The 12752-nt window shown below is 69.3% G+C and carries 11 protein-coding genes and 1 pseudogene; 9 read left to right on the forward strand and 3 right to left on the reverse strand.

All coding sequences use genetic code 11. From position 1 onward, the window contains the following. Positions 1-63: 63 nt before the first annotated feature. From ACZ6C1_RS29125 to ACZ6C1_RS29135, 3 genes are all read left to right on the forward strand, one after another. Positions 64-480, forward strand: coding sequence for a lasso peptide biosynthesis B2 protein (locus ACZ6C1_RS29125; protein WP_469244799.1), 417 nt, complete (start codon positions 64-66; stop codon positions 478-480). 6 nt (positions 481-486) lie between these two features. After that, on the forward strand, positions 487-2388 hold the full coding sequence (locus ACZ6C1_RS29130; protein WP_469244802.1) for an ABC transporter ATP-binding protein: 1902 nt from the start codon (positions 487-489) through the stop codon (positions 2386-2388). A gap of 666 nt (positions 2389-3054) precedes the next feature. Then, positions 3055-3330 (forward strand): hypothetical protein, encoded by a 276-nt coding sequence (locus ACZ6C1_RS29135; protein WP_469244803.1) that lies wholly within the window; start codon positions 3055-3057, stop codon positions 3328-3330. Between the two features lie 43 nt (positions 3331-3373). Here the strand turns inward: ACZ6C1_RS29135 and ACZ6C1_RS29140 are convergent, their stop codons facing one another. Further along, complete coding sequence (locus tag ACZ6C1_RS29140) at positions 3374-3688, reverse strand: hypothetical protein (RefSeq protein ID WP_469244804.1); 315 nt, start codon at positions 3686-3688, stop codon at positions 3374-3376. A 237-nt stretch (positions 3689-3925) separates the two neighbouring features. Between ACZ6C1_RS29140 and ACZ6C1_RS29145 the strand changes: the two genes are divergently transcribed. From ACZ6C1_RS29145 to ACZ6C1_RS29170, 6 genes are all read left to right on the forward strand, one after another. Continuing rightward, positions 3926-4384 (forward strand): hypothetical protein, encoded by a 459-nt coding sequence (locus tag ACZ6C1_RS29145; RefSeq protein ID WP_469244805.1) that lies wholly within the window; start codon positions 3926-3928, stop codon positions 4382-4384. 63 nt (positions 4385-4447) lie between these two features. Next, the gene (locus tag ACZ6C1_RS29150; protein WP_469244806.1) at positions 4448-5719 is read left to right on the forward strand and encodes a hypothetical protein; all 1272 of its coding nucleotides are present in this window, start codon (positions 4448-4450) and stop codon (positions 5717-5719) included. A gap of 37 nt (positions 5720-5756) precedes the next feature. Then, positions 5757-7178 carry a Dyp-type peroxidase gene (locus tag ACZ6C1_RS29155; RefSeq protein WP_469244807.1) on the forward strand — a complete coding sequence of 474 codons (1422 nt, stop codon included), beginning with the start codon at positions 5757-5759 and terminating at the stop codon, positions 7176-7178. Then, entirely contained in the window at positions 7175-8329 is a 1155-nt protein-coding gene (locus ACZ6C1_RS29160) for a catalase family protein (protein ID WP_469244808.1), read from the forward strand. Before ACZ6C1_RS29155 ends, ACZ6C1_RS29160 begins: the two co-directional genes overlap by 4 nt. 109 nt (positions 8330-8438) lie before the next feature. Beyond that, on the forward strand, positions 8439-8810 hold the full coding sequence (locus ACZ6C1_RS29165; protein WP_469244809.1) for a hypothetical protein: 372 nt from the start codon (positions 8439-8441) through the stop codon (positions 8808-8810). 65 nt (positions 8811-8875) lie between these two features. After that, positions 8876-10735, forward strand: a complete 1860-nt coding sequence (locus ACZ6C1_RS29170; protein WP_469244811.1) for a peroxidase family protein — start codon at positions 8876-8878, stop codon at positions 10733-10735. Between the two features lie 71 nt (positions 10736-10806). Here the strand turns inward: ACZ6C1_RS29170 and ACZ6C1_RS29175 are convergent. Then, a pseudogene (locus ACZ6C1_RS29175) lies at positions 10807-11094 on the reverse strand (transposase family protein); the annotation flags it as partial. Between the two features lie 224 nt (positions 11095-11318). Beyond that, positions 11319-12539: an outer membrane protein assembly factor BamB family protein gene (locus ACZ6C1_RS29180; protein WP_469244812.1), complete on the reverse strand. Its 1221-nt coding sequence runs from the start codon at positions 12537-12539 to the stop codon at positions 11319-11321. Positions 12540-12752 lie beyond the last annotated feature (213 nt).

Consider the following 12752-nt stretch of genomic DNA (forward strand, 5'->3'; position numbering starts at 1 on the left):
TTCCGCCCGTGTCCCTCATCGTCTGCGGCCCGCATCCGTCGTCGTCTCCGAAAGGGTAGAGCAGTGTCCACCTCGCAAGTCGTCCCGTACGACCCCAGGTCGGTTCCGCTCGGCCGGCGGCTGGTCACCCGGCTGGTCGTCGTCTGCGCCCATGTCCTCGCACGCCGGTCCCCGGCCGCTATCCGCAGCGTACTGCGGTGGCTGCGCAAGGGCGCCCGGCCGGCGACGCTCGCCGAGGCCGGCCGTGCCCGCGAGACGGTCCTGGCCGTCAGCCTGGCCGCCGGAGGGCAACAGGGCTGCCTCGCACGGTCGCTGGCCACCGTGCTGCTGTGCCGCCTGCGCGGTCAGTGGCCGACCTGGTGCGTCGGCGTGCGCACCCAGCCGCCGTTCGCCGCGCACGCCTGGGTGGAGGCCGAGGGCGTCCTCGTCGGCGAAGGAGCCCCGGCCGACTACTTCCAGCGGTTCTTCACGGTGGACTGAACGCAGGTGACCCCCTCCTCGTACTTCGCGGAGCCTCCCCTGCGACCGCCCGCGCCCGGGCCGACGGACCGCCGCACACAGTCGGTGCCGGCCGGGAAAGAGCCTTCCGTACCGCCGAAGCCCAGGCCGAGCGGCTCCCCGGAGGCAGGCGGCGCACGCCCCGGGGCAGGCGTACGCGACGAGCGGACACGACCCTGGCACGTCCTCACCCACCTGTGGCCGCACCGCTCCGGCATCCTCCTGGGCAGCGCGCTGTCCCTGGCGGGAAGCCTGCTGGCGCTCGCCCAGCCGCTGGTGGCCAAGCAGATGGTGGACGCCCTGGACCGCGGGCGCCCCGCGGCCGGCGCACTGGTCCTGCTCAGTGCCCTGGTCGTCGCCGGCGCTGCGACCGCCGCACTGGGCCAGTACGTGCTGGAGCGCACCGCCGAGTCGGTCGCCTGCACAGCGCGCCGACGCCTGTCGGAGCGCCTCCTGCGCCTGCGTCTGCCCGTGCTCAACCGCACCGAGCCGGGCGAGCTGATCTCCCGGGTGACGTCCGACACCACGGTGCTGCGCCAGGTCGCCACCCGATCGATCGCCTCAGCGGGCAGCGGCTTGCTGGTCGTGGTGGCGACGCTGGCCTTCATGGCGCTGCTGGATCCGGTGCTCCTGAGCATCACGCTGGTCACCATCGCGCTGATCGGCGCGACCGTCGCCGCGGCCGTCCCCCACATCGCCCGGGCCGCCCGCCAGGCCCAGGAGGCGGTCGGCCGCATGGGCTCCCTGCTCGAACGCACCCTGGGCGCCGTGCGCACCATCAAGGCGTCCGGTGCCGAGGGCCGGGAGACGGCCGGTCTGCACCAAGCTGCCGAGGACGCCCGTCGGGCCGGCACCCGGGCCGCCCGGTGGCAGGCCCTGTCGGCCACCACCTCCACCGTCGCCGTGCAACTGTCCTTCCTCGTCGTACTGGGCGTGGGCGGAGCGCGCGTGGCGACCGGGGCCATCACCGTGTCGACCCTCGTCGCCTTCCTCCTCTACGTCTTCGCCCTCGCCCCCCGCGTGGGCCAACTGGTCGAGGCAGTCGGTCTGTTGCAGGCCGGAGCGGCCGCCTCCGCGCGTATCGGCGAGGTCCACTGCATGGACACCGAGCCGGTCGGTCCGCCCCAGGACCCGGCCACCACGCCGGAACCCCGCCGGCCGGTCGGGGTCGTCTTCCAGGGTGTGCGCTTCTCCTACGGTCCCGAGGCCCCGCCCGTGCACGAGGACGTGACGTTCACCGTGCCACCGAAGACCACCACGGCCCTGGTCGGCCCGTCCGGAGCGGGCAAGACCACCGTCTTCTCCCTGCTCGAACGCTTCTACCAACCGGACCGTGGCCGCATCCTCCTCGACGGGGAGGACATCGCGCGTCTCCCGCTGTCCCGACTGCGCGCCCTGATCGGGTACGTCGAGCAGGACTCCCCGATCCTGTCGGGCACCCTGCGGGACAACCTCCTCCTCAGCGCTCCCGATGCCGATGCGGCGCAGGTGCGCGACGTCCTGCGCCGCACCCGCCTGGACTGCCTCGTGGCGCGCCTGCCCGACGGACTCGACACACCCATCGGCCACCGCGGCAGCACACTGTCCGGTGGCGAACGGCAGAGGGTGGCCATCGCCCGTGCCCTCCTGCGCCGCCCGGGACTTCTGCTGCTGGACGAGGCCACCTCCCAGCTCGACGCCGCCAATGAGGCCGCGCTGCACGAGACCCTCGCGGACATCAGCCGCACCACCACGATTCTGGTGATCGCCCACCGGCTGTCGACGGTGACCAAGGCCGACCAGATCCTGCTGCTGGACTCCGGGCGGGTACGGGCCGCCGGCACCCACGCGCAGTTGCTCGCGATCGACGCCTTCTACCGTCGCCTGGCATCCGCGCAACACCTTGCGTGATGGTGCGGTGCGGCAGGTCGCCCCGGCGGGCGGGCCGGCGGGGGAGACGACGGCTCGAACGGGGTTCAAACAATGTCGTCGGAGGAACGCACCACGCTCAAAGGACACGACACCGCGGTGTATGAGATGCGTTCAGCCCCGACAGCCGCACCCTGGCCACATCCAGGTACAACGGGACAGTGCAACTGTGGGACGTCAATACCTCCCTGGAACCAGCCCAGGCAATCAAGCACATCTGCCGCACCTTCGACCGCGAGCTCACCCCAGGAGAGCGCCCGGCCTACCTTCCCGACAAATCAAAGCGGGCGCGGGCTCGCCAGCCAGCGGCGCCTTCGAGGTAGAGGGTGGACTTCATCAGCATGCTCCGGAACGCACAGTAGTGAGTTGATCGCGGCCACCTTCGGCGGTAGCCGGGTCTCTGGCAGGCGGGTTTACTCGATGTACATGCCGAGCCGGCCGTCGTCCTCGTACTGGCTCCACACGGCCCGCTCGCCCACCGGAAGAAGTCGAGGCCGGCGCGGTGCTTCGGCATGCCCCGGATGCCCTTGCCGCCCTTGCCGCCCTTGACGGAGCCCTGGCTGCTGACCGGGAGGTCCAGGACGTACTGGCCGGTGCCGATGTGGCCGCGCAGCAGTCCGGCACAAGCGGGGGCCCGGGCCGGGGGCCGTGGGTGCAGGCGAGGGCGACGGACAACTCGATGTAGCGGCCGATGTCGGTGCGGGCGTGGTCGACCGCGGTGACGACGAGCAGGCCCCGGCCGCCGGGCAGGGTCAGCGGATGCAGTTCACCGGCGGGCAGCAGGCGGGCGGCGGCCGCCCGGTCGAGGGGGAACGCGGGCATCAGCGCGGGGGTGTCGGCGGACTCCACCGGCAGCCCGAAGGGAATGCCGTCGGCGAGCGCCTGCCGTCCGGCGAGGCGCCACTGGCGGCGCGGTGCGGGTGACGGCCGCGCCGCCAGAACATCCGGGCCAGGTCCGGTGCGGGACTCATCGCGCCGGCTCATCCAGGATCAGCGGAAAGATGTCGGTGACCGCGGCGGCGGCCGAGGAAGACGTCCAGGTGCCCTTGGCCGGGCAGGAGGTGCAGGCTTCGCTGCCAGGGCGGTAGTGGTTCAGGAAGTCGAAGGTGTGGCGTTGGCTCTCCGCGAGAAAGCACCGGTTGTCCTCCCCGGCCGGCAGCGCGATCCGGGCGTCGGTCCGCGGTGCCCGTCCGGCGAAGGACGGCGGCAGTCCCTCGACGTCGCCGGCCGCCACCATGTGGCTGGCCCGCACGCTCCTGTTCATCTGCGTGAAGAAGACCATCAGAACCTTGGCGAACTCGCCCCGGATCCAGTCATGGGTGGCCTCGCAGAGGTTGGCGTGGGGCCACAGGGTCGACCGTGGGCCGGGGCCCGTCGGCGCCGATGACTCTGTGGCGTGGGGCACCTCGGACGGACCGGCTGTTGTACCGGCTGGTCGCACCGGCCTTGCCGGGGTCTGAGATGCCGGGAAAGGCGAATCGAAACACGGCGGCGTGACGCACGGGACCGGAGGTGCGCGATGAGCCACGACACGGGTGCGGACGTCGACGAGCTGCTGACCATGTCGCGGCCGGAGCTCGACCGGCTGTTCCGCGCCAGTCATCCGGGGGAGACACCTCGAGGTGAGGCACGTGGCACCGTGCTTACGGCGCGCGGTGCGAGGGTGTCCAAGGCAGTGGCCGCGCTCGCACGTCTCCTCGCATGGCAGGGGAAGGTCTTCGACCGCGACGGCGGCGGACTGCGCAACAGGGTCACGCCGTTCGGCATCCGGGCGATACGCGCGAAGGTCTACCGGGACGAGAGCCTGCTGGACGGCGGTGAATGCATCGTCCTGGACTATTCCCGCACCTCGCTTGTCGCGCACTGGATACGTGACGAGATCCGCCAGGTCGGCCCCCATCTCTATCTGGGAATCGTCTACTGGGGGCGGCGCAGGATCCTCAACTTCTCCCTGCACTTCGCCGGTCCACATACCTGAGACGTCCTGCCACACACCGCGGCGACGACCTGTCAGCCGCGAGGCAGGTGGGAGGTGCTGGATATGCCGCACCAGTCGGCAGTCACCGTCCTGGCCACCGTGCCCCCGGCCCGGGTCGATGACGTGCGGGAGGTGCTCGAAGAAGCCAACCGGAAGGGAGCGGGTAAGGTCTTCCGGTTCGCCGAGGTGGAGGGGCTCCATTTCGCGCGGCTGCTCCTTGTTCCCCAAGGCTTCGACAACGCCGGGGCGTTGCTGCCGGCCAGCGTCGTCTACATGAGCGAGGTGGACATATCACCGTCCGCCCACCTCGCCGACCTTGTGCGTGCAGCGGGCGACGAGCTGGACAAGGTGTTCGGATACTGCGACGGATATCCGGCGGACGGGGCTCCGGACGGCGAGCGGATCGTCTGGCTCCGGTCGCGTTGCGTGCCGTGCGCGGCCTTCTACGTCAATACCGTCGGCAGGGGGCGGCGGCAGATGCTGAACGAGGCCCGGTTGCGCGAGGCGATCGAGGAGTTCCTCGACCGGCACGCTGCCGAACTGTCGGGGAGGAGTCCCACCCGGATACGCGCCGCCGTCCAGGAATACGTCACCGGTCGCGAGGACCTGGCCTGGGCGCGTTCGCGGCCCGCGCGGCCCGCCCTGCCCTGGCGGATCCGCCAGGCGACTCATCTCGTCGGTGTCCCGCTGGCGGGGCTGGCGTTGTCGCCCTTCCTCGTGGTCGTTCTGCCGGTCTGGGCCGTGCTGGTGAGATGGCACGAACGTCGTGACGTTCCCAGCCGGAAGCGTCCGGACCGCGACCACGTGCGCGAGCTCGCCTCCTACGAGGACTTCGTCGCACAGAACCCGTTCACCGCCGTCGGCGTGGTCAAGCCCGGCCGGTTCAGGCGGATCACACTGACCGCGATCCTGTTCGTCGTGGACTACGGAGTCCGCCACTTCTACAAGCGGGGGAATCTCGCCGGGGTCAAGACCATCCACTTCGCGCGCTGGCTGTTCATCGACGGCAAACCCCGGATGATCTTCGCCAGCAACTACGACGGCAGCCTGGAAAGCTACATGGACGACTTCATCGACAAGGTCGCCTGGGGCCTCAACGCCGTCTTCAGCAACGGGCTGGGCTATCCGCGCACCCGGTGGCTCGTACTGGGTGGCGCCAACGACGAGCTGGCGTTCAAGCACTACCTCCGCTCCCATCAGCTGCCGACCCACGTCTGGTACTCCGCGTACGACACCCTGACCGCGCACAACCTCCGTACCAATGCCGATATACGCGCTGGCTTGTTCGGCACACTCAGCCCGGCCGAGACCGAGGCCTGGCTCGCCCTGCTCTGAGGACATCTGAGAAGAACTGAGGGAAGGGAACGTGACGGTGGCGACGTTGGACCTCAACGACATGCAGGGCCTCATCCCCCGTGGCTACAGCACCCTGCGCTGGGCGAGCTTCCTGATGTTCACGATCGACAACCCCGCGAGCGCACGCGCCGCTCTCGGCGAGCTGACGCCACGGGTGACGAATGGCCGCGCGGAGCCCCCGGACACCGCGGTGAACCTCGCCTTCACATCGGACGGCATACGGCTTCTGGGTTTGGAAATCCCCAGCCCCGACGGCTTTTCCGAAGAGTTCGTCTCGGGAATGACCGACCCCAACCGCAGTCGCTTCCTCGGCGACACCGGGGAGAACGCCCCGCGGTACTGGCGATGGGGCGGCCCGGCCACCCCTCCCGTACACGTTCTCGCCCTGCTGTACGCGCGCGACGAGGCGGGGCTGGGACGGCTCGAGGCCGAGGTGCGCCAGGTCGTCCTCGCCACGGGCGGTCTCGCCGAGCTCGTTCGGCTGGGAACGGCCGAGCTGACCGAACGCGAACCCTTCGGCTTCCGGGACGGCATCTCGCAGCCGCTCATCGAGGGGATGCCCAAGGCCACGGCCGCTCGTGCCAACGCCACAGCCGGTGACGAGGTGGTCAAGGCCGGGGAGTTCGTCCTCGGCTACCCCAACGAGTACGGCCTTTTGACGGACCGGCCTCTACTGCCACTCTCGCATGACTCCGCCGGCCTGCTGCCGCGCGGCCCCGGTGGCACCGACGCGGATCTCGGACACAACGGCAGCTATCTGGTCTTCCGGCAGCTCCATCAGGACGTCGACGCGTTCTGGGGCTACCTCGACGAGGCGACCAGGCGCCCCGACGGCAGCGGCGATCCCGCCGCGCGCGACGCGCTCGCCGCACGCATGGTGGGACGCTGGCCCAGCGGTGCACCACTGGTCCACGCGCCGCTGCAGGACGACCCGGCCCTTGCCACGGACAACGACTTCGGCTATTTCTCCACCGACCGGGACGGCTTGAGCTGCCCCCTCGGGGCGCACATCCGCCGCGCCCACCCGCGTGACTCGCTGGACCCCCGGCCGGGATCGGCCGAATCGATCGCGATCGGCAGACGGCACCGGATCCTGCGCCGGGGCCGGGCCTACGCGGATGGTGGGACGGAGGGCGGGGGTGAACGCGGGCTGCATTTCCTCTGTCTCAACGCGAACATCTCACGCCAGTTCGAGTTCATTCAGCACACCTGGTTGAACAATCCGAACTTCAACGGGCTCTACGACTCCCCCGACCCGCTCGTCGCACCCCGCTCCAACCACCGCTCTACCTTCACCGAACAGGCAAGGCCCCTACGCACCCGCCACCTCGACCTTCCGCAGTTCGTCTCCGTACGAGGTGGCGCCTATTTCTTCCTTCCCGGCCTGCGGGCACTGAACTTCCTGTGTTCGGCCACCGGCAAGGGCGAGCAGCGGTGACCGCGGCGCAGCGGGTCAACAATGCGATCCTGTGGTGCGTCCAGCACGAACGGCGCGTCGATCCCTATATCCGCCCGCTGCTCGACCGGTTGCTGCGCCGACCGGTACAGGCTCTGGTGCAGTGGCTCATCAACGTCCGCCGCCGCGACGAGCACCTTCGTCCCGCCGAGGAGATGGTCCGGCCCGAGGAGGCCGGGATCGCCGAGGACATCGCACGTCGGATGGCCCGGTTCATCACACGCGAGTACGCGCCGGGGTGCGCGCAGCGGGCCGGGAACACCAAGACCTACGGGGTCGTGCGCGGGGAGTTCACCGTGTCCGCCGACTTGCCCGAGCGGCTGCGTCACGGTGTTTTCAGCCGTCCCACCACCTTCCGGGCCTGGGTCCGCTTCGCCGGGCCGGGCCCCCTTTCCCCGCCCGACATCAAGGACAACGGCGTCCTCAGCATCGGCGTCAAGCTGCTCGGGGTCGAAGGCGAGAAGCTGCTCGACGACGAACGGAGCACCCAGGACTTCACGGGCATCAGCGCGCCGACCTTCACCACTCCCGATGTCGTGGAGAACCTCAAGCTGCAGCGGCATGTCTTCGACGGCACGCCCCTCCTGTATTTCCTGGGTCCCCGTGACCCGCACCTGTGCGACATGGTGATGCAGGGGTTGTACGCCAAAACGCACTCAAGTCCGCTGGAGGCCCGGTACTGGAGCTGCACGCCGTATCTGCTCGGTGAGGGCCAGGCCATGCAGTACTCCGTGGTTCCGCGCGACGGAACCCGCACGCGGGCGCCGTGGAACCCGCCGGACGACTACTTGCGGGAGGCGCTGGCCACGACGTTGCGGGACCGCGACGTCACCTTCGACTTCCTCATCCAATTGCAAACCGATCCGCATCGGATGCCGATCGAGAACGCCTCGGTGGTCTGGCCCGAACGGCTCTCGCCGTTCATCCCCGTGGCCACGCTGCGGCTCCCGAGACAGGATTTCGACGCGACGCAACAATTCGCCCTTGCCGACCGGCTGTCTTTCAACCCTTGGCACGCGCTGCCCGAGCACCGGCCGCTGGGCAACCAGAACCGTGCCCGCCGTGCCATCTATCTGCGGCTCTCCGGGCTCCGGCAATCGATGAACGGTACACCTCACGAGGCTCCCCGGTGACGGCACCTGACACGGCTCGGCCACGCGGAGCAGTCGCCGCGCGTGCCGACGGCACATGCCCTAGCGTCATACGTGGCATGCACTACCGCTTGGGAAGGGGCATCTGACCATGGACGGCCACACAGTCGCGCGGTACAGCCTCGCCGGCATCCGGCTGGTGAACGGCGTGGCGGCGCTCCTGGCCCCCCAGGTGGTGGCCCGCCGGCTGGGAGCGGACCCGAGCCGGCCGGCGTTGATCTACGCGCTGCGGATGTTCGGTGTGCGAACCGTGGTCCTGGGCGCCGAGCTGCTCTTCGTCAAGAACCCGGACGAGCTCGACCGGGCACTGCGCGTCGGCACGCTCATCCATACGAGCGATGCGCTGTCAGCCGCCTGGGCCGGGCAGGAAGGGACGCTCGCCCGGCGGCCGGCGATGGCCGCCACGGCGATCTCGACGGTCAACGTCGCCCTCACTTTTCTGGCCCAGCGGCGCAGCTGCTGACGTCCGGCTACGCGCTGACGATGCCTTCACGAACACCCGCACCGGACGCCGGAAGGAATTCCACAATGGGCAGAGCTCACGACGGCTCAGCGAGCCGCACGACACCGCGCAGTGCCGGCGATACCGGAACCGCATCCTGGTTCGTCCAGTTGCACAACAGGCTGGCGCTGGCCGTCGACCACGGGGTCGGCTGGCAGAACCTGCCGAAGCCGCTCGGCATGCTGACCCTCATCGGTCTCCGGAACAATCTGCGCCGGAAGAACCTCTTCGACACCAACACCTACCCGACGCAGAACCTGCCACCGATCGGGCCGCCGGAACCGCGGCACCTCACCGAGCGCACAGCCGACGGAACGTACAACGACCTGGCGAACCCTCGTATGGGTATGACCGGTTCACGCTTCGGCCGCAACGCCCCGCCGGAGCGGAGCTTCCCCGAAACCGAGCCGCAGATCATGTCTCCGAGCCCGCGTGAGGTGAGTCGAGCCCTCCTCACGAGGCACGAATTCGTCCCCGCGGAGTCCGTCAACGCCCTGGTCGCGGCATGGTTGCAGTTCATGATCCGGGACTGGGTCAGCCACGGGCAGGGCACACTGGATCACTCCTGGCACATCCAGCTGGCCGACGACGACCCTTGGCCCGCCCGGCCGATGCTCGTGCCGCGGACGCTCGCCGACCCGACCCGCCCGGACAGTGACGACGGGCTGCCGCCGACGTACATCAACGAGAAATCGCACTGGTGGGATGCGTCCCAGCTCTACGGCGACGACCTGGCCTCCCAGCGACAGCTGCGCACGGGCGAGGACGGCAAACTCAAGGTCCCCCGGAACGGATCGCTGTTCTCGGACGACCCCGAACGGGACCCGGCGAGCGTGCCCGGGTTCTGGGTGGGCCTCGCCATGATGCACACCCTGTTCATCCTGGAGCACAACGCCATCTGCGACAGGCTGCGCGACGAGTACCCCGGCTGGTCGGATGAGGAGATCTTCCAGCGGGCGCGCCTGATCACGGCGGCACTCATCGCCAAGATTCACACCATCGAATGGACTCCGGCGGTCATCAGCCATCCCACGATGGTCACTGGAATGCGCGTCAACTGGTTCGGCGTCCTGGGTGAGCGGGTGCACCGGCTGCTCGGCCGGATCAGCTCGAGCGAGGTGCTCAGCGGCATCGTGGGCGGGCGTACCGACCACTTCGGCGTCCCCTACTCCCTGACCGAGGAGTTCGTGGCCGTCTACCGGATGCATCCGCTGGTCCCCGACGACTGGAGCTTCCGCTCGGTCGCGGACGACTCGCTGCTGCAGGAGGCGACGTTCCGGGAGCTGGCCGGGCGGCAGGCCTATGAGATCCTCGGCAAACACACCCTGCCGGATCTCTTCTACTCCTTCGGCACCTCCCATCCGGGTCTGGTGACCCTGCACAACTTCCCGAAGTTCCTGCAAGAGTTCCAGCGCCCCGACGGCAAGCTGATGGACCTCGGGGCGGTCGACATCCTGAGGATCCGCGAACTCGGCGTACCGCGGTACAACGAATTCAGACGCCTGCTGCATCTTCCCCCGGCGAAGGATTTCGACTCGCTCACGGACAACCCCGTCTGGGCCGAGGAGCTGCGCCGGGTGTACGAGGACGACATCGAACGCGTAGACCTCATGGTGGGCATGTTCGCCGAACCCCGGCCGAAGGGTTTCGCCTTCAGCGACACGGCCTTCCGGATCTTCGTCCTCATGGCGTCCCGCCGGCTCAACAGCGACCGTTTCCTCACCAAGGACTACACGCCTCAGGTGTACACGCAGACCGGGCTGGACTGGATCGAGAACAACACCATGGTCAGCGTGCTGTTGCGGCACTTCCCTGAGCTGCGTTCGACCATGAAGTCGGTGAACAACGCGTTCGCCCCCTGGAAGGCGTCCTCACCCCCGCGGTGATCACGCTCGGTGCCCGTCGGGTGCTGGGCTGTGGCCTCGCGATTTCGTCGATGGCCCGCTCAGCAGCCAGACCGGTTGGCGATCTGGTCGCGCTTCTCCGGGATCGTGCAGCGGGTACCGCGCTTGCGCAGGTAGGCGCGGTTCGCGCGGGAGGTGTACGCCTTGTCGGCGCGATCCTTGTCCGGTCGGCTGCTCGGGCGGCCCGCCCCGAGCCTGGGCACCCGGATACGGCCCAAGACCACCTGGAACTGCGGGGAGTCACCGTGCTGCCCGGCCGTGATCACCAGTGACATCGGCTTCTGGGCCTGCTCCACCGCCAGGTTGAGCTCGGTCGTCAGCCCGCCGCGGGAGCGTCCGAGCCCGTGGTCGTCGAGCTCGGTGAAGACACCGCCTGGCGGCTCGACCTGCAGATCCCCATTTTGCGGGCACCCGCCGCTTGCTGGTGGGCGCGGACGATGGTGTGCACCGGCGGCCGTCCGGGTCCAGATCATGCCTCCTCAGAAAGTGGATCTTGCCACATCAAGATCACTTCATTCCGGAGGTTGCTGAAGGTCTCAATCGGCTGAGCATCGGCCACCCGCGCTCAGCGCCAATCAAAGGCCTTCACCGGCGGCGTGCGGGGCCTGCCCTCCTTACTGATCCAGAGCATCCGGTTGCCGGACAGGTGCATCGTGTACGGCCCGTCCCGTGTCACCTGCAGGCGACGCCGCGCTACCTCATGGCCATCGGCGGGGTCGAGCACATGTGCCTGGCATCGCCAAGCGACATGCTGCCCCTCCTGCTCATCCTCGTAGTGGCGCAACGCGACCACATGACCACGATGGCAGGCCAGCGCGTCGATGCCCCGGCCGTCGTCCCACGTCCACAGGTGCCGGCCCGTCGACAGCGAGAAGCCGGCGAGACGGGCAAGGTAGTCGTACCCCGACAACCTGACGAACGCGATCAGCGTGTCCCCGGCCCAGGTGACCCGGCGTCGTCCGTCGGCGAGGACCCAGGAGGCGTACGGGGCTATCGAGGTGTCGTAGGCCGACGAGATCTCCGCGACGGCATTGCCGTCCGCGTCCAGTCGCAGCACACAGTTCGGGCCGCGACGGCCCTCGCCCTCGACGGCAAGCAGCAGGGGGTCCGCGGCAACGATCCGTACCCGCGCGACGGGGCCGTCGACGGGCATCGGCTTCTCCCAGCGCACGGTGCCGTCGCCGGCATCCACCGACCTGACGGTGGTGGTGCCCGCCCGCCGCGTGACGAGAACGAGCCGATCCCCTGCGGCCCCGATCTGTGCCTCGTCCGTTGGGCCGTGCGGCACGGTCCATGCCGATCGGCCCGTCCTCATGTTCAGGGCGACGACGCCCGCTCCCGTGGCGACCATCGCCCGTTCCCCGGACAGGGCAACGGTGCCGGCCCTGAGACCGGAGGCGCCCGGCCAGAGCCCTTCGAGGTTCTGCCGTGCCGACCAGAGCTCCTTGCCCGATGTCACGTCGAGGGCGGTGACGGTGGCGTCCTTCCGACCGTTTGAGGTGTCCGGCCAGTGGGCCAGCAGCGCGACACCGTCCACCACCTCGTCGGCCATGGCCGACAGCACGTCGCGGCCGGGTACCTCCCAGGCCCAGCGCTGCTCACCGGTCCCGGTGTCGAAGGCCCGGAGCCGATCGAAGGCGGCCCTCACGACGAGCCCATTGCAGTGCCAGGTGCCCAGCGCCTCGGAATCGGCGCGACCGTCGTGCCGGGCCTCCCACACCGGTTTCAGCGCACGCAGCCGCCGCTTCGGAAGCCATACCGAATCAGGCGCCTTGTCCTCGTACATGCGTCTCCCCACCCCAGAAGAACCGATGCCGAGGGAAGCGTAAAGGGCACGCCGATCACAGGAAGCACCCCCTGCACACGTACTGGCCTCAACGCGAGCGCTTCGCCGATCGCTCGCGTTGAGCAGGATGACCGGGCCGCGCCTCTATTCACTTCGAAACACCCTCTAACGGACCGAGACAGGATGCCATGCTGGCCCGGGTGAGCGGCACCT

Source organism: Streptomyces sp. NPDC041796 (assembly GCF_055590785.1).